Origin of the sequence: Chryseobacterium panacisoli, assembly GCF_008274625.1 — a bacterium.
Classification (GTDB): domain Bacteria; phylum Bacteroidota; class Bacteroidia; order Flavobacteriales; family Weeksellaceae; genus Chryseobacterium; species Chryseobacterium panacisoli.
Map to the genome: position 1 here is coordinate 1,033,158 of NZ_VTRU01000001.1, position 26,192 is coordinate 1,059,349.

General features: G+C 37.7%; 22 protein-coding genes. 6 read left to right on the forward strand and 16 right to left on the reverse strand.

Annotated features, from left to right (window positions below):
* Positions 1 to 139: 139 nt before the first annotated feature.
* From FW781_RS04695 to FW781_RS04740, 11 genes are all read right to left on the reverse strand, one after another.
* Positions 140 to 433 carry a PAAR domain-containing protein gene (locus FW781_RS04695; RefSeq protein WP_149386353.1) on the reverse strand — a complete coding sequence of 98 codons (294 nt, stop codon included), beginning with the start codon at positions 431 to 433 and terminating at the stop codon, positions 140 to 142.
* A 2-nt stretch (positions 434 to 435) separates the two neighbouring features.
* Positions 436 to 2,181 carry a type VI secretion system tip protein VgrG gene (gene vgrG / locus FW781_RS04700; protein WP_149386354.1) on the reverse strand — a complete coding sequence of 582 codons (1,746 nt, stop codon included), beginning with the start codon at positions 2,179 to 2,181 and terminating at the stop codon, positions 436 to 438.
* A 1-nt stretch (position 2,182) separates the two neighbouring features.
* Complete coding sequence (locus FW781_RS04705) at positions 2,183 to 2,902, reverse strand: CIS tube protein (protein WP_149386355.1); 720 nt, start codon at positions 2,900 to 2,902, stop codon at positions 2,183 to 2,185.
* Entirely contained in the window at positions 2,902 to 3,063 is a 162-nt protein-coding gene (locus tag FW781_RS22330) for a DUF5908 family protein (protein ID WP_172625664.1), read from the reverse strand. The genes FW781_RS04705 and FW781_RS22330 overlap by 1 nt, the downstream gene beginning before the upstream one ends.
* 203 nt (positions 3,064 to 3,266) lie before the next feature.
* Complete coding sequence (locus tag FW781_RS04710) at positions 3,267 to 3,734, reverse strand: phage tail protein (RefSeq protein ID WP_047388278.1); 468 nt, start codon at positions 3,732 to 3,734, stop codon at positions 3,267 to 3,269.
* A gap of 2 nt (positions 3,735 to 3,736) precedes the next feature.
* On the reverse strand, positions 3,737 to 4,168 hold the full coding sequence (locus FW781_RS04715) for a phage tail protein (protein WP_047378138.1): 432 nt from the start codon (positions 4,166 to 4,168) through the stop codon (positions 3,737 to 3,739).
* A 34-nt stretch (positions 4,169 to 4,202) separates the two neighbouring features.
* On the reverse strand, positions 4,203 to 5,576 hold the full coding sequence (locus FW781_RS04720) for a phage tail sheath family protein (protein WP_149386356.1): 1,374 nt from the start codon (positions 5,574 to 5,576) through the stop codon (positions 4,203 to 4,205).
* A gap of 23 nt (positions 5,577 to 5,599) precedes the next feature.
* The gene (locus tag FW781_RS04725; protein ID WP_047378138.1) at positions 5,600 to 6,031 is read right to left on the reverse strand and encodes a phage tail protein; all 432 of its coding nucleotides are present in this window, start codon (positions 6,029 to 6,031) and stop codon (positions 5,600 to 5,602) included.
* Positions 6,032 to 6,067: 36 nt separating this feature from the next.
* Complete coding sequence (locus FW781_RS22620) at positions 6,068 to 7,789, reverse strand: phage tail sheath family protein (RefSeq protein ID WP_149386357.1); 1,722 nt, start codon at positions 7,787 to 7,789, stop codon at positions 6,068 to 6,070.
* A gap of 85 nt (positions 7,790 to 7,874) precedes the next feature.
* Positions 7,875 to 9,593, reverse strand: a complete 1,719-nt coding sequence (locus tag FW781_RS04735; protein WP_149386358.1) for a phage tail sheath family protein — start codon at positions 9,591 to 9,593, stop codon at positions 7,875 to 7,877.
* A 53-nt stretch (positions 9,594 to 9,646) separates the two neighbouring features.
* Entirely contained in the window at positions 9,647 to 10,231 is a 585-nt protein-coding gene (locus tag FW781_RS04740; RefSeq protein WP_149386359.1) for a DUF4255 domain-containing protein, read from the reverse strand.
* 571 nt (positions 10,232 to 10,802) lie between these two features.
* Here FW781_RS04740 and FW781_RS04745 point away from each other — a divergent pair.
* The 6 genes from FW781_RS04745 (at position 10,803) to FW781_RS04770 (ending at position 18,758) form a co-directional block, all read left to right on the forward strand.
* Positions 10,803 to 11,123 (forward strand): hypothetical protein, encoded by a 321-nt coding sequence (locus FW781_RS04745; RefSeq protein WP_149386360.1) that lies wholly within the window; start codon positions 10,803 to 10,805, stop codon positions 11,121 to 11,123.
* Between the two features lie 46 nt (positions 11,124 to 11,169).
* Complete coding sequence (locus FW781_RS04750; RefSeq protein ID WP_149386361.1) at positions 11,170 to 12,612, forward strand: contractile injection system tape measure protein; 1,443 nt, start codon at positions 11,170 to 11,172, stop codon at positions 12,610 to 12,612.
* Between the two features lie 107 nt (positions 12,613 to 12,719).
* Entirely contained in the window at positions 12,720 to 14,171 is a 1,452-nt protein-coding gene (locus tag FW781_RS04755) for an ATP-binding protein (RefSeq protein ID WP_149386362.1), read from the forward strand.
* A gap of 36 nt (positions 14,172 to 14,207) precedes the next feature.
* Complete coding sequence (locus FW781_RS22625; RefSeq protein WP_149386363.1) at positions 14,208 to 17,984, forward strand: glycohydrolase toxin TNT-related protein; 3,777 nt, start codon at positions 14,208 to 14,210, stop codon at positions 17,982 to 17,984.
* Positions 17,985 to 17,997: 13 nt separating this feature from the next.
* Complete coding sequence (locus tag FW781_RS04765) at positions 17,998 to 18,321, forward strand: hypothetical protein (RefSeq protein WP_149386364.1); 324 nt, start codon at positions 17,998 to 18,000, stop codon at positions 18,319 to 18,321.
* Between the two features lie 89 nt (positions 18,322 to 18,410).
* Complete coding sequence (locus FW781_RS04770) at positions 18,411 to 18,758, forward strand: hypothetical protein (RefSeq protein ID WP_149386365.1); 348 nt, start codon at positions 18,411 to 18,413, stop codon at positions 18,756 to 18,758.
* 163 nt (positions 18,759 to 18,921) lie between these two features.
* On the opposite strand, the gene FW781_RS04775 is transcribed toward FW781_RS04770, so the two are convergent.
* From FW781_RS04775 to egtB, 5 genes are all read right to left on the reverse strand, one after another.
* The gene (locus tag FW781_RS04775; RefSeq protein ID WP_149386366.1) at positions 18,922 to 20,832 is read right to left on the reverse strand and encodes an amidohydrolase; all 1,911 of its coding nucleotides are present in this window, start codon (positions 20,830 to 20,832) and stop codon (positions 18,922 to 18,924) included.
* A gap of 503 nt (positions 20,833 to 21,335) precedes the next feature.
* A complete protein-coding gene (locus FW781_RS04780) occupies positions 21,336 to 22,493 on the reverse strand; it encodes a MalY/PatB family protein (protein WP_149386367.1) in 1,158 nt (385 codons plus the stop codon).
* Positions 22,494 to 22,504: 11 nt separating this feature from the next.
* Complete coding sequence (locus FW781_RS04785; protein ID WP_149386368.1) at positions 22,505 to 24,070, reverse strand: ABC transporter permease/substrate-binding protein; 1,566 nt, start codon at positions 24,068 to 24,070, stop codon at positions 22,505 to 22,507.
* Positions 24,067 to 24,987: an ABC transporter ATP-binding protein gene (locus tag FW781_RS04790; protein ID WP_149386369.1), complete on the reverse strand. Its 921-nt coding sequence runs from the start codon at positions 24,985 to 24,987 to the stop codon at positions 24,067 to 24,069. Before FW781_RS04790 ends, FW781_RS04785 begins: the two co-directional genes overlap by 4 nt.
* Before the next feature lie 8 nt (positions 24,988 to 24,995).
* Positions 24,996 to 26,186, reverse strand: a complete 1,191-nt coding sequence (gene egtB / locus FW781_RS04795) for an ergothioneine biosynthesis protein EgtB (protein ID WP_149386370.1) — start codon at positions 26,184 to 26,186, stop codon at positions 24,996 to 24,998.
* Positions 26,187 to 26,192 lie beyond the last annotated feature (6 nt).

Genomic DNA, 26,192 nt, shown 5'->3' on the forward strand with positions numbered 1-26,192 from the left:
TTTAATGTTCACATCCTGCATCTGTAGCATAGAGTTTTGGTTATTCCAACCGTTTTGTTATTGATGTTTTACATTTTTATTTTTAGTCAGATCTTATTGATAAGGAAGCTTATGATTGTATTAAAAGCTGCCTTCCTTATTATCCGCCTATTAAAACAGTAGCATCACCCGCGGTTATCACCCCTCCATGAGCGGTAGAGTCTCCCATTCTTGCAGCAGGCTTCCCGCCTATTAAAACGCTTGAAGATCCTGATGCGATGGTGTCCGGTGGCCCCGTACATACTGCTTTGTCTCCTTGTCTTGCTGCAGGCATTCCGCCAATAAGCACGGTGGGCTCTCCTTCCGGAATTATAGGACCTCCTACATGGGGAACCGTTCCCGTTACCATAGGGCAGGTATGCATATCTGTAATTCTTGCTGCCGGTTTCATGATTATTAATTAATTTTAACTTGAGATCCTTTTACTACTGTTACTGCTCCTGATTTAAGCTCTGAACCGGAACTTCCCTCTGCTTTGAACTGAGCACTTGCTTTTACATTGATATTGGTTCCTTCCATATTAATGTCGCCTTTTGCTTTGATTTTGATATCTTTCCCGCTTTCCATACTGATACCGTCTTTATTAAGCGTAAGAGTATTAGAATGCTCGTCTTTTATTATAATGACGTCTGCATCTTCGTCTACAATCACTTTTTTACCTTTTGGGGTTTCCAGTGTGTACGAAATTTTGTCGTCATTAAAGATCATTTTCATTTCGCTACGGGTAACAAATCCTTTTTCATGGTTATCATCAGAGGCTACAATGGGAGCTGGTTTTGCACTGCTGTTTAGCATTCCAAGCACCACGGCATCATTGGGATCATCATTAATAAATCCGATGATGACCTCATCTCCGATTTCCGGTCTGAAGAATGATCCTCTGTTTTCTCCGGCATCAAGAGTGGCAATACGTGCCCAAATCCCTTCTTCTTCATTATTGATGATGGGTATCTGTACCAAAATTCTGTCTTCTCCGTCCGGATCTGATTCCAATTGTGATACTACTCCTACATGTAATCCGCTTATGGCAGGCATAATTCCTGAACCCGGCATTTCATTTACATCATAAGTTTCCGAAAACCAGGTTGGAGAAAGTCCGAATTGAGCGTCCACCAGCCAGTTTCCTTCGGCGATTTCATGACGGACACCGGTTATGTATATTTTCCCGTTGAATCGGTTTCCTACTCCTTGCAGTGTTAATGAAGCTCCTGGTATCACAAATGGGATTCCCTGAAGTTTTACTCTTCCTCTTGTTTTGGCTAATTGCTGGAAAGTGGCTTTGGCATCACCCCATTCCTGCAGTTCCCCTTGGGTAAGATTTCCACCATGCTTAAGCTGCAGGTCTTCAATTCCGAAAACATTGGCTAAATCACCTGACGAAAGATTTCCGTTGAGATTAATGGCAGGATCCTGAGCTTCCACTTCTGTCAGTTCCTGATCGGTATAGCTCCATGTTTTGGCTGTAATTTTGCTGAATTGGTCTCTGGCATCAATTTCTCCGTCAAATTCATGTATGGATGATCCGTAAACCACTGTTTCTACAGTTTCAGCGCTAAAATCAGGTTTAGCAATTTTGATGGTTCCATCTTCAACGAAACAAAGTTTACCGTTTGCCTGCGCTCTGGTAAGCATAAAATCCCAATCAGAAGCCTGGTACTGAACCAATTCCTTATGAGAATTTGAAGTAGCTTCAACATCGGCAGTAAGCCCGTTATTACTAATGAGTTCTTCCATGACATCACTGTCTGTGCTTTCATAGAAGTACTTGCTTTTTCTTCCTAAGGTCATTTTTACAGCCTTATCCCTGCATTCTATAATCAGGTAAGAAGAGCCATTTCTGATTTTTATATTGTGTTTTACAACAACTCCTTTAAAAATGGTTTCTTCTTCAGAATGGTATCCAGCGGTAATCTCAATTTCTTTTCCGGGAATTAACAGATCTTCGTTACTGAGCTTGAAATCCTGCTCCGGTACACTTCCGTCTACAATAACAATGCGGGCATAAGGAATTCTGTTGAATTCTTTTTCCACGACAATGCTTTTCACACCGTACTTCCCTGGCAGTTCTGTTCCTCCGGACATGACCTTATAGGTGACTAAATCCGGATTTTTTGCTGTTTGTATGTATCCGCTATTATTCATATTATGAAACTTTTTCTAATGGCGGAAAGAATAATTCCTGCCCTGGTTTTAGCTGTCTGAAATTGACAAGATTATTTACTTTAGCTACTTCCAGATAGTATTTGGAATCTCCGTAAATTCTTTCGGTCATTAACGGCAGTGTATCTCCGGCTTGTACTGTTCTTTTGTGGGTAAGATCCGGGGAACTCCGTTTTTTTTCTGCTGCTTCTAACTTGGGACTTATTGATTCACTAAATTTTGCTTTTCCGATAGCTCTCAAAGGCTGTCCCTCATTGTCAAACAACTTATATTCTACAGTAAATTCGGCCAATACTCCTTTAAATTCAAAATCTCCCCAATTAAGAATAACGTTATAAGGTTTATGTATAGGGCCTGAAACCTGGCCTGTAGCCTTATAAAAAGCATCAACCTGATCTTTTACAGATGTCTTTTTAAAAGCTTTCCCTTTAATTTGATTGATAAGTTTAATACCGGAATTCGCTTCCGTAACTCCTGTACCATCAAATAGAAATTCTAATTGTAAATCGGTTGAAGGTGATGCTACATATTTTAAATCGGTTTTAGCTGTTCCTGGTGCCTGACCTGGTTCAAGTTCCGTTTTATATGTTACAGAATACCCTGTAGGATTGATAAAAGCTTTAAAAGCACCATTCTGAATTCTTTTTTCATAATCAGAATCTTTATATGTTCCGATTGTCAGTTTTTGAATTGCTCCTCTCATTATCTTTCTTTTTTACGGTTTTCTATCTTTGCTGCCTGCTCTACACTTTCGCTGATCGCGCGCATGAGCTGTGCTTCATCTAACGATGCGGCAGTGGTAGTTGCTGCTGCTTTTTCATCCACATTTATTTTAATGTGAAGCTCTTTTATTTCTATTGGCATTTCGTTTGTTTTTTAATTGATCACTAATATTCAAAACACTAATAACCAATGATTTAACATGTTTATTTTTAAAAATCCAAGCACATGAAGGGTGTGTTCAGTCTCTGTTATAGACCAATCTGTTGTTTTTTGATGAAAAAAGATTTGGGTAAAATTTATCTTTAAACTAACACACGTTCAGGTGCTTAGATTTGATTTAGAAATTACAAGCCTAAGCTTGCTAACGATGAGGGTATTGTGAAATATCTATATTTCAGTTCTATGGTTTCAATAGCAAGTTTGCTTTCTTCTGCGTTGAATTCGGATACTTCCCATCTTACGGGATATGCTCCAACTACATTCCAAACCATAAGGGGTGCTGTAGATTGAATCCCGCCTGAAAGGGTAATGATCAGGTCTCTGGGTTCAAACTGGAAGTTTTCCATCGCATTTCTACACCAGCTTATCAATCCGGAACTTACGATTAACCCACGCTTAAGAACCAGATTAGGATATTTGGGTCTCAAAGGAAGCTGATGCGTAAACCTGTTTTCGCCTCCTTCAGCATATTCTTCAGTTCCAATTTCTGTTGATAAACCAGATATAGATTGAAATCTGGAGTCAATACCCTCTGTTGTTGAAATCCCGTTAACAATAAAAGAGAAACTGGTTGGAGGATATAAAACTGCCATGATTAGTTATTTTCAATAGTTAATCCTTCGTGCGCAATTTCCAGCGTTTCAATAGCCACCTCATTACCTTCAGCTTTCAGATCTGTGGATTGTAACTTAAGCGGGAATGCATTTTTCACTTTCCATGTAACTGCAGGCGCTCCTGTCTCATCTAAAAGAGAAATCGTGATAGATCTGCGTTCTACGGTGCTTAGCTGAATACTCTGGAACCAGTCGAAATACTCGTTATCAGTTTTGAAAGTTCCTCTCTTTAAAGTGATGTTACTGAAACTTTTCATTCCAGGCATTTTAATCTTGCTGAAATCAGGACTTGCGCCATGTCTGTATTCAATTAAAGCTGCTTCAACATTTAAACCGCTGACTTCCTGAAAACCTACTTTTGTTCCGCCCCAATCTACTTCAAAGGCAAATTTTACTAATGGATATGTACTCATAATGTATTTATTTTTAGTTGTTATTTAATTTAGCTTATGCTTCCTGTAATTTGTGTGAAAAACGTAGTACGATAAACTCAGCCGGGCGTACTGCAGCCATACCGACTTCAATAATCATTCTTCCTTCTAAGATGTCCTGAGCCGACATTGTTTTGTGTAAACCAACACTTACATAATAAGCTTCTTCCGGCTTGCTTCCTGCTAATGCACCGTCTCTCCACTGCTGATCAAGGAAATTTTCGATCATTGCCTGTACACGAACCCATGTATTAGCTGTATTCGGTTCAAAAACGAAACGTTCTGTAGCTTTCTTCACAGATTCTTCTACCATATTGAAGAAACGACGTACGGGTACATATCTCCATTCGTTACTGTTTCCATCCAATGTTCTTGCCCCCCAAACTAATGTACCTTTTCCTGTAAAAGTTCTGATGGCGTTGATTGATTTTCCTGCTACTGCATCTACGTTGAGACCGTCCTGCGTTTCATTAGAAATTTTTACAACAGGTGCCAGTACATTACTGATTGCCAGGTTGGCTGGTGCTTTCCATACTCCGGAAGTACTGTCTACTTTAGCATAAATTCCGGCAATTGATGAAGATGGAGCCAATACTACTCTTTTAGATTCAATTTCTTTTTTAGCCTGGTTATACAGTGCTGAACTTCTTGATTTCAACCATGCCAAGTTGTTTTCATCCTGAGGCATTGTAACATCTACAAGAGCTCCTGCAGCATTTAATTCTTTATAGCTATCAATTTTAACATCTTTATCATCAAAGCTGTAGCTTAACACTGTTTCTAATTTTGGATAATAGGCTGCTCCATATTTTAAACCTGTAGCATTTACTCCGGTTCTGAAAGCATCTGCATCTGCAAAAACATCCATAATAACGAATCTGTCTTTCAAATCTTCTGCCTGATCCAAAGCTTTATTGTATAATTTGTAAGCATCTGCTCCTAAAACTTCCGCATCCGGGAAAACAATAAGTGTTGGCTCATCTTCTTTTTCCAATGATTTTAATCCGAACCATAAACCGCCGGCAACCGTTTCTGTTCCTAATACAGGAGCTTTGTCATAATCAGCTACTGAAACAATATAACATGGCCCGCCACCATTAGCAAAATACATTTGCATAGCATAATACATTTTGTATGGGCTTACCTTAGTGTTGTCTACATTTGCAGTAACAACTGTATCTTCAATCTTAATAGAGATGGCTGTTTTTTCATCTTTTGCTCCTCCGAAAATTGTTTCATATTCCAACATAGAAGAGATTCTTGTCGGTTCATTTCTTGGTCCTTTATCCGTATGTCCGATAAAAGCTGGGATAGCTGTTTCTACTTGTGCTACAGATGGTGGGAATTTCGCAATTTCTTCTACGTAAACTCCAGGTGTTTTGTAATTCATTTGTTAAAAATTTAAAGTTAATATTAGTTGTTTTCAATAGTTAATCCTTCGTGTGCAATTTCTAAGGTTTCAATAGCGACCTCGTTACCTTCAGCTTTCAGATCTGTGGATTGTAACTTAAGCGGGAATGCATTTTTCACTTTCCATGTAACTGCAGGCGCTCCTGTCTCATCTAAAAGAGAAATCGTAATAGATCTGCGTTCTACGGTGCTTAGCTGAATACTCTGGAACCAGTCGAAATATTCGTTATCTGTTTTGAAAGTTCCTCTCTTTAAAGTGATGTTACTGAAGCTTTTCATTCCAGGCATTTTAATCTTACTGAAATCAGGGCTTGCACCATGTCTGTACTCAATTAAAGCTGCTTCAACATTTAATCCGCTTACTTCCTGAAAACCTACTTTTGTTCCGCCCCAATCTACTTCAAAGGCAAACTTTACTAATGGATATGTACTCATAATTTATTTTTAATTTTAATTGTTATTTAATTGATTTTATGCTTCCTGTAATTTGTGTGAAAAATTCAACACAATAAATTCAGCCGGGCGTACTGCGGCCATACCAATCTCGATGTTCATTCTTCCTTCTAAGATGTCCTGAGCTGACATTGTTTTGTATAAACCAACACTTACATAATAAGCTTCTTCCGGCTTGCTTCCTGCCAATGCACCGTCTCTCCATTGCTGGTCAAGATAATTTTCGATCATGGTCTGTACACGAGCCCATGTATTGGCGGTATTCGGTTCAAAAACGAAACGTTCTGTAGCTTTCTTCACAGATTCTTCTACCATGTTGAAGAAACGACGTACAGAAATGTATCTCCATTCGTTGCTGTTTCCATCCAGCGTTCTTGCACCCCAAACCAAGTTTCCTTTTCCTGTAAAAGTTCTGATGGCATTAATTGATTTTCCTGATGTAGCATCTACATTCAGCAGATCCTGTTCTTTATTGGAGATTTTTACTGCCGGCGCTTCTACCAGGCTAAGCCCTATATTAGCTGGTGATTTCCATACTCCGGAAGTACTGTCTACTTTGGCGTAAACTCCTGCAATTGCTGATGACGGTGCCAATACTACTGACGTAGACTCGATTGCTTTTTTAGCCTGATTATACATTTCAGAATTAACAGTCTTCAAATCTGCTAAAGTTGTAATACCAGATGCACCGGTAACCAAGATATCAGCATCTTTGAAATCATAGCTTAAAACAGTCTTCAGTTTTGGATAATAAGCGGCACCGTATTTCAGACCGGTAGAAGATACCTTATCTCTAAAATCAGCAGCATCTTCAAGAACATCCATAATAACGAACCTGTCTTTCAATAATTCTGCCTGATCTAAAGCTTTACTGTACAAAGCATAGATTTTGCCGACAGCAACAGAATCACCTGCTCTGGCAGTAACAATACTGCTGGCAGCAAGAGCATCAGTCTCCATTGTCGAAGCCGTAGTAAAATCTGTCTCAAAAGCATCCGCAACCTCATCAGCTGCCGCCTTAACAGTAGCAACAGTAGCATTATTTACGGCAGCAGCCGTTTTAACAGCAGCTACAACAGTCTGACCGGCCTTAGCTCCCACAATCTGTAAATCGTTAGGATTAGGAACATTAAACTCCGCTGCCTTAGCAACTGCAGCAGCAACAGCCGCTTCTACATTAGCACCCGCAACAGCGCCTGCAACAAGACCTGCAATACCTTTAGCTGCGGAAGCAACATTTTTAGCATTTAATGCTGTAGTAACAACATCCTGAGCAGCAGCAATGTCAGCAGCAGAAGGAACTAAACTCTGAAGATCCGGAAAAACAATCAGTGTAGGTTCGTCTTCCTTTTTTAATAATTCAAGACCTGATAAAAAAGCTTCTGCAGGTGTAGGGGCATCTACAGCCTCCGGACTTTTATAATCTCCTACAGAAACGATATAACAAGGGCCACCACCATTGGCAAAATACATCTGCATGGCATAATACATTTTAAAGTCGCTTACCTTAGTTGGCATTGCTGTTGCCACACCATCTTTGAAAGCTACAGCGAAGATTTCCTGGTTTGCTTTTCCAAAAAGTTCTTCATACTCCAACATCGAAGCAATTCTCGTTGGTTTATTTTTCGGTCCATCCTCTGTATACCCAATAAAAGCAGGGATAGCCGTTTCAACTTGCGCTACGGAAGGGGGAAATTTTCCTTGTTCCTCCACGTAAACTCCAGGGGTTTTGTAATTCATTTTTAAAAATTTTACGTTAATATTAATTATTCCTCGAAGTAAAACTTCGGATATTTATTCGTGATTGATTTATTGATTTTGTTTTTTAGAACTGTTGTAATTTGTGCGAAAAGTTGAGTACAATAAACTCTGCCGGGCGTACTAGCGCTATTTTAAGTTCAACATTCATCGTGGTCGTTCCTTCTACTCCTTTCACTGTTACTTCGTAAGCTTCTTTCGGGGTGCTTCCTGCTAATGCACCCTCCATCCATTGCTGGTTAAGAAAATTTTCCAACATTGTTTTTGCCCGTAACCATGTGTGAGGAATGTTAGGCTCATTAATAAACTTGTTGAGTGCTTCGCTGATCGCTTGTCTGATCATATTATAATAACGGCGTACGTGTACATACTTCCATTCGTTATCTTTCCCTTCATTATTTTTATCTTTCCCTTCAAGAGTTCTGGCTCCCCATATTAAAGTACCTTTCCCTGTAAAAGCTCTGATCGCATTGATTGATTTTCCGAAAGCATCGATGTTTAAAGCAGCCTGTTCCTGATCTGAAATTTTTTCTGTCGGAGTAATAACATGGCTGATATTGATATTTGCCGGAGCTTTCCACACTCCTCTTGTACTGTCTATTCTACCATATGCTCCTGCTATTGCTGATGATGGCGGCAAAACAACTTTTAATGACAGTATTTCTTTTTTCACCTGATTGTATAATGCTGAATTGGATGATTCTAAATTTTTAAGTGTTATCCCGTCTGCATCTCCTTTTTCGTCTTTTACTTCAAGAATTGCAGTTTTCAATGCATCAAACTCCCCACTGAAAACAGGGGCATCTTCGTCGAATCCATCAGGGATCACAAAATCATCTATTATTCCGTCATATATGGCTTTTAACACAACTTTTGCTTCATCAATTACTTCTGTTAAAGCATTTTTTTTATCACCGGCATCCGCTGCTTCATTCACTTCTTCTGCTATGGCAATAGCCTGATCTAATAAATCAGCAAGCACGTAAGCATCGGCAGACCCGGTTGAAATTTCGGCACTTGCCAACCTTTTCAATTCATCTAAAGCAGCGATCTCACCCGCATAAAAAAGAGCACTTCCTTGTCCTGCTTTTTGTAAACCGGCATGGGTGATAGGGGTTTGAGTTTCATCAAAAGTATAATTCAAAATGGTTTTTAAGTGAGGGAAGTAAGCCGCCGCATGATTAGTTGGGTTGATATTACTTCTAAAAGATTCAATCGTGGTAAGATTGTCTGATTTGATGATAGAATTTCCGTAGTAGGTATCCAGGATAACAAATCTGTTTTTATTCTCCTCTTTAGCTTTATCAATTGACTGATTATAGATACTATAAAACTCAGATTCATTGGTTAACGAAACAGCATCAGGGAAAATAATAAGAATCGGTTCTTTAATATTTTTATGATCGATCTTACCCAGCCCTGCTTCCAGTGAGGATAATTGCACTTCTGCTGAGGTATAATCCCCTACAGAAATGATATAACACGGTCCGCCGCCATTGGCAAAATACATTTGCAGCGAATAATACATTAAAAATTGTACCTGAGGGGCTACAATAGTTGCTCCTTTGCCTTCTACATCCTGTAACCTGATATTTTCTTTTTTTGCTTTTCCAAAATATTGTTCATATTCTAAAAGAGAGCTGATGATGAAAGGTTCATTATACCCGGCAGGGAGTAGTTCGGTATACCCAATAAACGCTGGCATAGCTGTTTCTATGTAGGCAACTGAGTATGGAAGTTTTGTAATTTCTTCAACAGAAACACCTGGTGTTGCTGGATTTAACATGTTTAAAAATTTAAAGGGTTATTAGTTTTAGTTTTTAGTTTTTGCTTTTATGATTAATCAACTTTAATACTTTGTATATTGATGTCATTAATTAATTTAACAGGGACTACCTCCTTCGCAGCAATTTTTATTACACTGATTTTATATAAAGCAGAAGGCATTACTTTTCCGCCCAGCAATCCCCAGACGTAACTTAGCTGTTCAAAGGGAATAGAATGCAGTTCAATTCTAAAGCTGAAGTTATTTTCTGGCTCAAGATCCACATACTCCAGAACATTTTTTGCCTGAAACAGCTCAATAACTTTTGAAATGCTTAGTAAAGATTTGCTATAGGTGCTTCTGTTGGCAGCAATCATCACATATAGATTTAAGTAAGCCGGAGTACTTTCTTTATCATATCGGACCGGATTGTTGTCTACTACAACCTGCTGGTACCTTGATCTGTTTTTCAATGTTGATTCCTCCTCAATGTTGAGCAGACTGATTACTACTTTATTGTTAAGTCCCTCAGTATTGTCATCATGTTTTGCGATGTCATCAACAACAGCGATTTCAATTTCGCCAGGAACATTAGGATCCCATAAACCATCCGGAGCATTTAGCTGATTTTTTAAAACTGTTAATACTTTATTAATCATAATTTCTGTTCTTAATTATTATGGTGCAAACATACAATCAGCCCCCCTCAAAAGACAAATATTTTGGGTGCTCAATACAGTCTTTGCAGTAAATAGGATTTTAATTCCTATAAAAGAAAATTAAAAACAGCACCATTAACAAACTGGAAACAAACACCTTAAAAACGATATTAAAAAATTAAATTTTCAGACCGAAGATTTTCTCATCTCCATAATGACTAAATTTCAGTCCGTAACCGAATGTCATTCTGCCTTAAAAAATCACTCTGTTTCAACATATGATTGCCTCATTCATTCAATGCCTATGTATAGCAGTCCTGCACTTCTGAATCGTAAATACTCAAATACGATGATTGATTACACGAAGTATTAATTCTCCAAAAAAACATATGCCTTCCTGATTAGAAGTATCCCTTTTTTGCTCAACAATTTCTAAAAAATTGTAAACACGCATCATCAGGAAATGATTTTTGTCTTTTACTGCAAAGACAGAATAGAGCGGCCTGATAATTCGCAAAATGGCTTTTCTTCTTTCTAATTTTGACCCAATAATTTTAAAAACTTTAATCATATGAATATTAAAAATCTTTTCAGCAAACGAAATGAAATCATTGAAGGCCATTTTAACGAACTACGCTCAAAACTGGGTGCAGCCAATCAGAATGAAGAAGCTATATTCTCTTTAAGGGAAGAAATTTGTAATGCGTGTCCTTTAAAAAACGGCAACAACTGCAACGCAATGAAATGGCTCAATCCAGAAACACTGGAAGTAGCAGACGGTCCAAAAGATGGATTTATCAGAGGCTGCGGATGCAGATTGAGTGCTAAACAGAGATCCAGATTCAGTCTTTGTCCTGCAGGTTTCTGGGGTGGAGAGTTCGACCAAAAGTAAAACCATTTGACGACTCCCGATATTTTATAATGTAAACCTATTTAATGTGAAGCAAAATCATATCATTCAGAAAGTTTTTCTTGAAATTACCGTCAACAACAAAGAAAAAGCATTGCGTATAAAAGATGATATCAACAGCTTTTTGTCTATTGATGTTTTTCCTGAAATAGAAAAGCATATCAAAGCTTTAGAATATAAGTTAGCCGGCCGCACCCTGCAGATTCCTCGTTTAGAATTACATGTGGATGTAAAAAGCAGCACATTAAATACAGAGTTAAAAGATCAGATAGCTGAACTTTTTAAAGAAGAACTGTCAGAAATTACCCACCCCATTGAAACGTCTTATCAGGAAGCAGAAGGTGAGACTAAAGCATATCTGGTAGACCATCAGGAAAAAATGTTCAGGGCTTTTATCTATTTTTTAGAACATGGGGCTATGCCCTGGTGGAATTCGGAGAGCAATACTATGGCTATTTTAGAATCAACTGTTTTTGACCGTGTTATTTCGGCCGATAACTTTCAAAAGAGCATTGTATCTGCTTTGTCAAAAGAAAATGTCAGAAACCGGCTTATCAATCAGCTTTCCAATGAACAAATTGCACAATTATGCCTGTCGGTTTTGAAAAATAAGGAATTGACAATCAACCTGGAAACGGATACAATACATCATCTATCAAAACTGAATCATACGGATAGAATTGCAATATGGCGCTTGATCTTCAATGTAATATCGGAGTATTTGAATACATCCAATAAACATCTCCGGGAGTATCTTTTACGGGAAATTTCAACAATAGAAAAGATTGGCTTGTTACAAACAAAAAGCAATCATCAGAACAGGAAAACAGTAGTTAAGATATTCCCTTTTATTACGGAAAAGGAAATTTCTGAAAGCATCAAAACGAATGCAGCAGATCAATCTGAAAGTGTAAAAACTTCAACAGAAACCATTCAGGAAAAAGATGCGGCAATTCGGGAAGATGTAAACCAGAACGAAGGACAATATATTCAAAATGCAGGGCTTATTTTGATCCACCCATTCATCAAAACTCTGTTTGAACATTGTGAGCTCCTTGATCCCAAAACCCAGCAGATCACTGATCCGGAATTGGGTGCCCATCTCTTGCATTATATTGCTACCGGAAGAACGAACGCTCCAGAATACGACATGATTTTTGAAAAATTTCTGTGTAATATTCCGATGCACCAAACAATTAACAGGCATATTAAACTTTCACGCAAGCATAAAACACAGGCTAAAAATGTCATAGAAAGTGTACAGCACAACTGGGCTCCCATGAAAAAATCATCTGCGGCATTGTTACAAAACGAGTTTTTCCAGCGACCAGGGAAATTAACCATCACCGACTCGGATTACACTCTTATTGTAGAACGAAAAGCACAGGATATTCTTCTTGAAAAGCTTTCCTGGGGAATTGGTCTCATAAAACTCCCCTGGCAGAAAAAATTCATATTTGTAAACTGGTAATAACAGGTTACATTTTCTAACTACTCTGAAGCTTTCCCAATACTCTAAAATTGCTGATTTTACATCAGCAGTACCTCACTGCAACCCTATTAATTCAAAATAAGATTATGAAATCTCCTATTAACCATGAACATACGTCATTAATAAAAACAAATAGTAATGACAAAAAAGAAATAATTGATCCTTTATTCCAAGTCAATACTGTAAATCATAACTCTTTAAATGAGGAAATGAAATGGCTGCAATCCCTTATTGAAAAGCGGTGCAAAGAATTGTTTCTGGAAGATGAGATAGAATTGAATAGGGATTATGAAATACCTGAACCTCCACAGTCAGATGACACATCTCCTTATTCCACTACGATAAATATCCATCAGCTTACTGTTCTAGACAGAATAATCTTAGCGCTGGGCATTGCTTCGGCTCATTATCCGTCTATCCTGAAAACCTTTGTGCAGATAGAAGAAAGCAGCAATGCATTTGCTATTGAAGCAGGTGGTGAATATGACAAAACCAGCCGCAGCTTTAAGCCCACTTTTCAAACAGCACTTTTTTTGCTGGCAGGTAAGGATTTATCACTGTGGTCACAATATGGCGCACAACTCATCAATGGCAGTGTGCTGTTGAAAAATGATATTATCTACAATCGTTCTTCAACAGAATTTATTCATGGAAAAATTGAACTGGATACCGCTTATCTCAACTATTTTTTATCAGACCAAAAACCACAGCTGGACCATGGCTCCTACTTTCCAGGCAGACTTTACAAATCTGATCTCACCATGGAAGATATTATTTTGGAAGACAACGTAAGAGATCAGATAAAACCCATTGGTCATTATATAAAAGCACTGGAAAACGGCTTTTTCAAAACCAATGTGCATAGCTTCAAACCAGGATTCATTGCTTTATTCTACGGCGCACCGGGAACAGGGAAAACAATGCTGGCCGGAATTCTTGCCAATGCCTATGGTATTGATATGTACCATGTAGATCTCTCACAGGTAGTGAGCAAATACATTGGTGAAACCGAGAAAAATCTTGAAGTGCTATTCAACAGGCTGCAGGGTAAAAACTGCATGCTGTTTTTTGATGAAGCTGATGCTTTGTTCGGGAAACGTTCTGATGTAAAAGATGCTCATGACCGCTACGCCAACCAGGAAGTTTCGTATTTGTTGCAGCGGATAGAAAAATTTGACGGATTAACAATTCTGGCTTCCAATTTTGAAAACAATATGGATGATGCTTTCAAGCGCCGTATCGATGTTTCTGTCAATGTAATACGGCCGACAGAAACTACCAGAAAAGCCCTTTGGGAGCATTATTTGCCTCAAAATATAACTTTTGAAAGTGATGACCTTTTAAAACATGTAACCAAAGAATATACTTATACCGGTGCTAATATCCGAAACATTATGAAAAATGTTGCTATGGCATTGCATGACCGTAATGAAACCATTATTACCTATTCTTTAATCAGTACTTATTTAATGATAGAAAACGAAAAAGCTTTCGGAAAAAATCAATCCCGTCTCAGCCCATTCGTACAAAACCTTTAGCACAGCACAATAAACACTCATCTAATAACCAATACCATGAGCAGACACAAAAAAACATTTGCGCCCAGGGCTGGCAGGTCCGATAAGCAAAAAACCAATAATAAAGAGGATAAAGAAAAGTCTGAGCAGATCACCGATCAGGACAGCAAAATATCTCTCGCAAAAACAGAAGTTACCAAAATAACATATGATCCTTTTAAAACCAGGGCATTCAGTAAAGTAGAAAAAAACGGATCTGTTATCCAATTATTTGATAAAGGCCAGCATGTTTCAACGCTTCATAATGCACTTAATAAATTAGGACATAAAACCCCTGAAAACAAAAATCTTTTCTGGAATGAAACACAGGCTGGGATCATCAGCTTTCAGCGTAAGAACAATATTAATACTTCCGGCACTTTTAATAGGGAGACCTTGCTGAAAATGAATGAAGCACTGCAATTCTTAAACAGTAAGAAAGACGTTGGACTTCCTGTTTCTGAACGTGCGAGAATGCTCTACGAAGCCTTTGAACACAGAACCTTAGGGATCTTTGCCGGAACTGACGAGGATAAAGTTTTTAAAGCTTTAGAAAAACTTTCCTATGAAGAAAGATACGAGCTTGTTCAATACTATGATGAAAAATATAAACCAAAAAGAAAAGTAGGATTAGTAGAGGATTTATATAAAGAATTAGGGGATAAAGATTTGTATAAAGCGATACGGTTATTATATGCAAACTATGAACAGCCACAACCAGAGCTGGAACCAGAGCCGGCAAACCCCGAAGGCGAGTTATTACAAGAAGTTGTTATAACCGGTAAGGGATCATGGATTAAGCCTAAAACAAAGTACGCAATAGAAGGAGAGCCCATAGAATTTGAATGTTCATACCAATATGAAACACCTGTTATGTATGCTGAAGGAAACAAGCCTAAAGTTCCGGAAGTTGTCCGAAGGGTACTCATAAAAAAAGATGATCAGGTATATAATCTATTCCAATACCCTTACAGAAAGGAGATAAAAACTTTCAGACAGGATGGAACAGTAATCAATCAATTTTCTATTAATACCCATAAATCAGGGAACTATACATTTGTATTTATCATAGAAAACACCCAAACAAAAGAATTCAGAGCTTATACCAAAGAATATCAGGTTAAGACCCTTGAAGAGGCAGCAGCTGGTGATTTAAAAAAGAATAAAGTTCAAAATTATTCAGATTTCAGACAGCAGGTAGCCTTTATTGAATTCAATCTTTCAAAAGGAGCATTCAAGGAGCAGAAAAGCAACCCGGATTTCTATATTGAATCTGCATCATTTAGTGAAAATCCTGCAAGAGTGAGTACTGCAGATATTAACCATATTCCGCAGTCTTACTATTCAATTAAAGGAAAACCTATCTCTAAAGACCATCATTATTTTTGGTTTGCAGAAATTAACACCCCTAAAGAAATGTTTGATGGTGCCAGCGCATTACTAGGGGTAGAATATGCTAAAAATGCCACTGTACATGGTTATAAAAGAGGAGAATATTTTGGCAGAGACGGATGGAATATGAATTCTTCGCAGGCAAAAGCTGCATTTTTAGGTTCACTTACAGGGGTGTATACCATTCATTGTATGGTATTAGACAAAAACAACAATCCAACAGGGCAGGAAGCATCTTACCGACAAGTTGTCTTACCAAGTGATGACTATCAGGCGCTAAAAAATATAAGAGAATATAAGAAAGAGATTGATAAAAGCTTTAATACCATTGCTCCCAAAACAGCATTGGCAATTAATGCCGTAACGATTAATGAAAAGACTACAGAAACCCTGTCACTCAATTTATTTATTGGAAAAAGCAAAAAAAATCCCGGCAATTATGTGTTAACAGATCTTACTCCAGGTGTACAGCATCAACGTACTTATGAAGGAAATAATATAAAAGATTTATTTGAAGAATTTGACAGCAAAAACACGTATCCGGATGGTATTCTGGCTTACGAAATTCCAGCAAATATATTAGGCTACCCTACCCTAAAAGGGAATTTCACTACTGACGGAGCATCGTTCTGGGAATCACTTTCTGCCGGAGCAGGCTGGGCTTCATTAGGACTGGCAGTAGCCGGGTTGGTGGCTACATTTACTCCGGCAGCACCTATTGCGCCTTACTTATTTATAGCTGCAGGTGCTACGGGGGCCACTTCCGGAACCGCCAGCATTATTGATAAAGTACAAAAGGGAACATTGACCAACGAAACCCTGACTTTGGATGTCATTATGATAGCTTCCAGCTTTTTAGGGATGGCAGGCTCATTATCCAGCATCGCTAAGGCGTCCTCTATTATAAAAATATCATCAACAGGGATGCAGTATATTATTTTAACTGATTTTGCCCTTAATGGCACTGCTGCAGTGATGATTACAGCTAATGGTTTAGAAAGTATACAAGATATCCATGATAATAAAAACTTAACAACAGCAGAAAAAATAGATGCTATCGTTAAAATTTTAGGACAGTTGACATTAACTGCAGGATTGCTGGTGCTAAGCAGTAAAAACTTAAAAGGAGGAGAATTAGAGAAACTGCCGAAAGTAAAAAGGCAAACATCAAAACAAACCTCCAAAAAACCTTACAACCCGGAGCAGCATAGTGAATTTATTGATACGCCTGAAAATTTAACAGGTGGAAAATCACCAAAAATTCCGGTCAGCAATAAACCAGCAGTACACGCTCTAGAGAATACTTATAAACAGCCCGATTTTAATCAATTCCTAAAATCCGTTGAAACCGGTTTTCCATCTGATGAAATAGCAAAACAAGCCTATGATTTATTTAAAAATAAAAACTGGAAACAATTAGAACAATTGTTTACGGATAAGAATCTCAATGGAAACTGGCCTCCAAACCGTGGAGCAACAAGCACTATAGAGATTACCTTAAAAGAAGGAAGTATTTTTGACAGATATGGCGGATGGTTTGATGAAAATGGAGTTTTCCAGGATAGAGGAACCTTTGCAGGAAAAGATGGCACTCCTTACACAGACAGAGCTCTATCTAAAGGGACAGATAGTAAACCCTATACCAGATATAAAGTATTGAAAGATATACCTCAAGTCAGTGAAGGAGAAATCATCCCTTGGTTTGGAGAAAAAGGAGGAGGTATTCAGTATGAACTGCCATCATCTATCAATGATTTAATAAAAGAAGGATATATAAAACCTATCAGTAAACCATCAAAAAACAGTAATTTAGCTAAGGCGAGATCTATTAAAGGAAAAAAAATAAGAAGTAGTAAAAATGAGGAAGAAAATCTAGTAAAAGAAGATAAAACTACCATCGTAAGCAAAGCTGCAGTAGATGAAATAGATGTCATTATTGATCTAAGAAAAAAACAAGCTATTGAGTTTTATCTAAAACATAATCCTGATATGAAAATGAGAGATATTGAATCTCATATTGCAGGAATTGATTTTAGTAGTCCAATCGAAATCGTTAACCTGTCAAAAGGAACAGAATTAATACAATATACAAAGGTAAATACTGAAGGAACTGTGTTAAGAGGAGACTATTATACTGATAATCCACTCAATACACCTAATGAACTTGGAGTTTCAGATAAATATAATGTCAGAGATCCTAACAATGGTTGGAAACAAACGCAAGAGCTAAGAAATGTTAATAAAGAAATAACTAAATTACCAAAAAATGCAGAAGGCTTAAAAAGTACTTCAGCTAAAATTGATGACACATGGTCAAGAATTGACTCAGAAGGTAACCCTATCTCAGTTCATACAGAAGGTGGCGGAAGTCAAATATATATACCAAAAACTCAATTTAATTAAACAAAATAGACAAATGTATACAGATTTAGAAGACAAGTTAACGAAAAAGTATTATCGTGAAATAGTTGAAAAAGCTTTATTACAGGCAAAAGAAGAATATGAACAGTTTCCAGATACTCTAATGAACGTTTCTTTTTATAATCAATTACAGGATATAAAAAAAACTGTAATTGACAATAATGAAGTTTATACAAAAGATGAAGCTTATCAAAAATATCCAATGGCAGTAATGATAGCAAGAAATTTTGTTGCAGAAGAAGCAAATACAGATTATGCTAATATGCTAAAAGACATAGTCTGGGGAATATCATTATATCCAACTATGATTGAAGAATAAAATTAGTGTAATAAATTAAAATTGCACCAGATAAATCTCTAAAAAAGAGGTTATCATTAAGGATATATTAAACTTATAACTCATTAAATATGATCAAAAAAACCGAAATAACCAGACAAAAATTATTTGATGGCGATGAACAAGAATGTCTAAAAGAAATTTTTGAAATTGAGAATCAGAAAATCAAATTGATTGATTTTTACAACAGTCCGTTAAGAGATTTAAAAAAAGAAATAGATAATGAAAGTTTTGAGACCATCGTCAGAGAAAGTGAATTTAATGTAAGAAACAGTTTCATCGAAAAATACGTATCTGAAGAGGGATTGGAAATTCATTATCTGAAAAAAAATGATATAATCTATCTGTTTTCATATGGAGAATTTCAGCCCGGAAGGTATATGTTATTTTTAGAAGGCATTTATCATTACATTCCTTAACGCAAATAATAATAGAACCACAACACAAGAAGTTGTGGTTTTATTTTACACCAATAGGCATCTTCTCTCCCATAAATATTTATCAATAAAAATAAAATCAGAGCAGATGATTTCTGCTCTGATTGATATTGGGTTAGAAACTATTTATTTTTTTCAGAATTTGTTACTGTTTGCCTGAAAAAATCATATCTTTTTCGGTCACTGTCTTTCTATTCTGATCATAGGTATATACACAAACACCACCTACCCAGGTTTCCAATACCGGAATGTCCCGCATTTTCATATATTGTAATGAAGGAGTATCTAATGAAAGAGGGTTTTGTTCCAATATCACAAAATCAGCAAAGTATCCATTGTCTAACGATCCTACCCATTTGTCTGCATAGCATTGCCATGCAGCATCATAAGTAACCGCAATTAAAGCCTGTTCAGGAGTAATACGTTCCGCAGCATTTAAAACTTCAATATCCTTTGGATTCTTTTCCATGATTCTGGTAATTGATTGTTCCATCATTCTCAAAGGACCTAACGGGCTCACCTCATTATCACTATGAAGAGTAATTCTCATTCCGGCAGCAAGTGTTGAACCGCACAGGTCAAGCATTTGTGCTTTCTCACCGAATATCACTTCCTTAAAAGCATATCCCCAATAACCTACGTGCCCGATAAGGAAACTTGGCGAAACTCCCATCTGGAGCATATTGGTAATCTGATCTGTTGTCAGAAGAGAGCAATGTTCTATACGGTTACGAAGTTCAGAGCCTTTATATTGAGCCAGAGTACGCTGATACGCATTGATGGCAAAAGTTACTGCCTGATCACCATTGGCATGAACCATTAGCGGCCACCCTTTTCCAGCCACCACAGTATTGATCAATGTATTATAACTTGGCGGAATTGTATTGGCAGGAATACCTGTCTGCGGGAAATTAAATACCCCCGTATTATTAGCAGGATCACACAGGTATGGAGCACTCTGATATCCGGTTAATCCCTGGTTTGAACCATCCGAAACCACTTTAATATGTCCATAATATACAGGTTTGTAATGTTCCGGTTCTTTATAAGGTTCCAGCTTATCAACCTCTTCCTGATTGGAACAAAGAAGTGCCCCTCCCGTTCTTACCACTTCAGGATGAGTCTCGAAATATTTGGTTAAAAGTGTTTCTGAACCCTTATTCAGTCCGGCATCATACATAAAAGTAACTCCTCTTGAATTGGCCGTGTGAAAAAGCTCCGTAAGATAGCGATTGATCTCTATGCTCATTGCAATGATCTGCAGTTTTATGGTCTTCAATGCCGGAGTCATCTGCAGACCTTCCTGCAGCTGGCCTTTCGTTTCACTGATATATTTGTCAACAGTTTTATACTCGTTCTTTATATCCGGATTGTGATCAAATACATACTCTAATGCCTTAGTATTCAGATAAAGGGTGTGCATAGAGGCACTTAACAGCATCATTGGAGTATCATGATTAATAGTATCAAGAACTACATTATCAATCGTTATAAGCTCTTTTTTACCATTTTTTTCCTTAAAAGGCATTAATGACGGATCCAATCCTCTTCCTAAAATAACAGCTCCGGGAATTTTTGGGATGTGCCCGTTGATGATTGCCCCAACAGAAGTTAAATCGTATACAGCTTTTAAATTCTGTCCGTCAAAAGGGCTCAGATCCAGCCAGCCGGTCATCATTGCCGTAGGAATCATATGAACGTGAGGTTCTATCAGTCCAGGAAGTAAAGTTTGAGTACCTGTCAATTCTTTTCTTTGAAATCCTGAATGCTTGTCATTCATATAGGTTTCTACCTGATCTGCGGTACCGGTTACAACAACTTTTCCATCAGCAAATCCAATGGCTTCAATGGTACCCGTTGATCCACCGATCATTGGCAGAATATTACCTCCGCTTACCATCAGGGTCTGTGGCTTTTCGTGGGTCGCTTTTCCGGAACCGGGATTTATTTTCTTCAGATTTTCTGCACTGAAAAGTTCTTCTTTAAGAACATCTAAAACAGGATTGTGGCAAGAGCAGTGAGTGCAGCCATGCGTGTGATTGTGTTGTTTTTCCATAAGAATAATTTGGTTTTAAGTGTATGGTTAAAGTTTAATTCTCTTCGTGTATGTTTTAATAAACGTTGTCTTTAGCACACAGAAAGACAACCTTGTAACCGAACAAGATTTATTGTATTATTAAAATTAAAAATGATTATTTTTAAAATATTATATTTAAATAAATATTTATGTATGAATAATTTTCATTTATTTACATGTATTAGTTTATTTTATAAAAATAATAAAAATATTCTTTCAGCACACTTTTTTCACTCAATATTGATTATTTTTTCAGCCTAAAATTTTAAGCTACAGTACATTCTCATTTAATTCACACTTACAGCGTATAATTTTCAGCATTTCATGATGCACTGCTGCTCAAAACCTTCATGTTCTCGCAACTTGTAAACACAATTAAGCCAATAGTAAAGGCTGACTAAATAAAGTAAGCGCCAATTTTTACAAATTGGCGCTTACTTTTTATATCAATAATTCCGGTGACCATGTTCTGGTTTTCCGTTTTATTCTTTCAAAGCTTTTTTCAACCGTTCCAGACCTTCAGTCAGGAGCTGCCTTGGACAGCCGATATTGATTCTCAGGAAACCTTCTCCATTGTTCCCGTACATTGTTCCCGAATTAAGCCAAACCTTACCCTCCATCAGAAGAATTTTTGATAATTCATCAGAAGTTTTACCAAATGTGCGGCAATCCAGCCAAACCAGATAGGTTGCTTCCAAAGGAATTACTTTGATGGCAGGCAGATGTTCTCCGCAAAAATTTCTAAGAAATATAAAATTCTGATACAGATAATCTTTAAGTTCACCCATCCATTCATATCCTTTTGTATAGGCTGAAATCAGGGCTGTCATGGCAATTGGGTTTGGATAACTGTTTTCCTGAAGTTCTAAAGTCTTACGGATCTGCTCCAGTATATTTTTGTCCCGCGAAATAAGATAAGATATCGGCAGACCTGAAAAATTAAAAGTCTTACACGGCGAACCGCAAGTCACCGATAGAAGCTCATAATTTTGAGCTGCAGAAACAAACGGAATATGCTGACGATTATTAAAAATCAGATCAGAATGAATCTCATCAGAAACCACCATTACATTGTTCCGTGAACAGATCTCCGCTATTTTTTCCAGATCTTCTCTTGTCCAGACTTTCCCCACCGGATTATGCGGATTACAAAACAACAAAAGTTTAGTTTTCGGATCAGAAGCTTTCTTTTCCAGATCATCAAAATCTATGGTGTAATTTCCTCCTTCATATTTCAGATCATTGCAGACCACATGACACCCATAATTTTCTAAAATGGTAAAAAAATGATTGTAAACAGGAGTCTGCAAAATAATATTTTCATCGGGCTTCACAAAAGTACGAATGATGGCCGAAAGTGATGGAAGAATTCCCGTTGCAGGCAAAAGCCAGTCTTTTTCTATCGTAAAATGATGATTGGTTTCCCACCAGTGAATCACCGACTGGTAAAAGTCTTTAGGAATCGTACCATATCCGAAAATACCGTGAGAAACTTTCTCAGTGATGGCTTCAATCACTTCCGGAGCGGTTTTAAAGTCCATATCAGCAACCCACATTGGTAAAATATCTTCTCTTGCCCAATCCCATTTTACAGAATGGGTTCCTCTTCTTTCTATGATTTCGTCGAAATTGTAATTCATGTTTAGGACCATTATTTTGAATCCAGATATTTTTTCAGATCTGAAATATTTTTAATTTTAAGTTCATTTGCCTGTTTTCTTCGCATCATCAAAGCATATGCATTATTAAAACCGAGTGGTTTCAGCCATTCAATTCCGTACTGTTTATGAAATTCCAGATTGACGTAGTCGAACGTTTTTTCCGGACTTTTAGAAACTTCTTCTATTGTTTTTGCAGAAGGTTTCAGCAACACCAATAGTCCGGTTCCCGTATATTCAGGATAAAAATCAATCGCATCATTCATCAGAGCATCAAAGCAGATTTTCGTTCCGCCAAGCCCTGTTTTCGTTTCCACTTTATAATCGGTATAGCCTTCAATGAGCATCTTGTAAATTTCGGTAAGAATATATTGTTCACCAAAAATTTTTGACCCGATTTTTATGGTTTGGGAATTTCCTTTGCGTGGATCTTTATACAAATGTGTTTTTAATAAAAAATCTTTGGCGATTTTCTCAGGAGTCTGTTTGAGATAATCCGCTCTATAATTCAGATCTGTCATGATTGAATCATTGAATTTCCCGGCTAAAAGATTCAGTGTTTTTTCCAGTTCAGGAAACTTTTTCAGGGTTTTTGTTTTGATCACAGGAGCAGCAAAATAAGGAGGGAAAATCTTCTTATCATCCTCCAGAACATACAAATCAAAAGCCTTGATTCTGCCATCTGTGGAATATCCGCTGATGAGGTCCAGTTCTTTTTCGTAGGCTGCTTTGTACATAATGGCATCACTTACCACCAGCGGATGTGCATCAAGCCCGTATACCGAACGAAGTCCCAGATCACCGTCCTGCCGTCCCATAAATTCGGGCGTAAAACCTGCCTTGAGCTTATGATCCGACACGGAAGTTAAAAGATACATGACTCCAATTATCGCCAATACAGCTGGAACAATATATTTTAATTTCTTTACAGACTGATAACTTAATCTCTGTAAAACTGCAATGGTCTGATCTAAAAGGACAGCCAGTAACGCTGCCGGAATTGCACCCGCCAGAATCATATTGGTATTATTAAGGGAAATTCCGCCAAAAATAAATTCACCCAAACCTCCTGCTGCCACAAATGAAGCTAAAGTGGCCACTCCCACATTGATAACCGCTGCTGTTCTGATGCCCGCAATAATGACAGGCATTGCCAAAGGAAGCTGAACTTTGAAAAGCAGTTGTCTTCTATTCATCCCCATTGCTTTTGCAGCTTCAGTTACCGCCGGATCTACTTCCGTAATTCCTGTGTAGGTATTTCTGATGATGGGTAAAAGCGCGTAGATCAGCAAAGCGACAATGGCCGGAGTTGCCCCAATTCCAAAAGCAGGAATCATAAAGCCGAGCAAAGCGATACTCGGAATGGTCTGTAAAATTCCAGCTATTCCTAAAACAGAACCTGAGAATTTTCTTTTTCGGGCAATTAAGATCCCTAAAGGTACACCTATGATGATGGCCAGAAACAGAGACAAAAAAGTAAGTCCCAGATGCTGTACAACCTGAGTAAGCAGCTTTTCATGCTGCTCTGTGATAAACTGCCAAAAACTTTGCCTACTCATACAGCCTGGAATTTTCGGTATTCATTAAAAGCTTTAACCAGATTTTCGTAATCTCCGGAAAGCGTAGTATCTGCACTCAATTGCTGCAATGCATCCCATAAACCTACATTGTCTGAAAACTGAAGCTCTTCATAGAAACGACTACCATCAATCAGAGAAGCCATATCTTTCAGCCTGGCCACTTTGTATTCCAGTAAAAGCCGGTTCTTGGCAAAGAAATTTTTAACGAAATCATTTTTGGGCTGGTACAGCATCTCTTTCGGAGTTCCTGTCTGAATAATTTTTCCTTGATCCATCAGACAGATTTTATGACCCAAATCGAAGGCTTCCTGAACATCATGAGTAACCAGAATAATGGTTTTATTTTTAAGCTCTTCCAGTGATTTAAATTCTGCATGAATATCAGCTTTGGTAATATTATCCAACGCTCCGAAAGGTTCATCCATCAATAAAACAGGCGAATCCGCAATCAAAGCCCTGGCAATTCCCACTCTTTGCTGCTGTCCGCCGCTTAATTCGTTTGGAAATCGTGTAAGTACCTCTTCTGAAAGATGAAGTTTATGCAATAATTCAAGAGTTCTTTCTAACGTCTTTTTTTTGTCCCATTTCAGCAATTCGGGAATGACCGCTATGTTCTGTTGTATGGTGTAATGGGGAAATAATCCGGAATGCTGCATGACAAAACCAATTCCCATCCGTACCTCTTCCACTTTTTGCGACTGAATATTTTTACCATCAATCAAAATAGTCCCGGAATCTACCTCGATAAGACGGTTTATCATTTTCAGCATGGTTGTTTTTCCGCAGCCGCTTGTTCCTAAAAGCACCAAAATCTCCTTGTCATTGGCCTGAAAAGAAATAGCATCGACAGCTTTTTTTCCGTTAAAACTTTTTGAAACCGATTCAACTGTAATCATAGGCAAAATTATTGTGCAAGTCTGATTCCGGTAAACTGCCACTGCAAATGAGTCTGGAAAAAATTACGGTATGTATTTCTGCTGTGTCCGGGCGGAGTTGCTATTGAAGCCCCACGAAGCACCATTTGATTCACCATGAATTTCCCGTTATATTCTCCTACAGCTCCAGCCTCTTTTTTATATCCCGGATACGGAAGATAAGCGGAATTGGTCCACTCCCAGCGTTTTCCCCAGTCAAAATGAGCTGATGCCACTTCCCATTCAGCTTCGGTCGGCAGCCGTTTTCCTTTCCACGAAGCAAAAGCAGAAGCTTCAAAAAAACTGATATGGCAGACGGCTTCCTCTAAGTCAATTTCCTGTAGGCCGTTTAACGTATAATTCATCCATTTTCCATCAATATAATGCCAGTATAAAGGGGATTTTGCATGATTCTGTTTCACCCAATCCCACCCTTCAGCGTGCCAGTGCCTGAAATCTTCATAGCCGCCAGCCTCAATAAATTCCAAATATTCTTTATTGGTCACTAAGTGACTGCAAATTTTAAAATCATTCAGATATACTTTGTGTCTTCCGAGCTCATTATCAAAACAGAAACCTTCACCTTTAAACCCAATTTCATAAATTCCTTCTGAAACCCCTATCATTTCTGAGTTTCCGGAAGTTTCTTTCTTGGAAAAAGCTTCCTTTTTGTAAGCAGGAAACAAAGGATTATGACCTAAAATATATTTGATGTCTGTCGCTAACAGTTCCTGGTGCTGCTGTTCGTGGTTTAAACCTAATTCCAACAGAGATTCCAGCGATTCTGTAAGATATCCGTTCTGAAGAAATTCATCCATCTTCTGATCTACATATTCACGGTATTTAAAAACATCTGAAACAGAAGGACGGCTCAGATTTCCCCTGTCGGTACGGATGACACGGGCACCGATAGTTTCGTAATAACTGTTGAACACAAAATTATACTGAGGATCAAAAACTTCATATCCCGGAAAATTGGGCTGTAAAATAAAGGTTTCAAAAAACCAGGTGGTGTGACCCAAATGCCATTTCGGAGGACTTACATCCACGATAGGCTGAACTACGTAATCTTCAATTTCCAGAGGACTGCAGATCTCAACGGAATGATTCCTGATCTCAGCATATTTTTTTATCCAGTTTTTATGAAGATTTGCCTGTACAAGTAATGTATCTTTTTTCATAAAAAA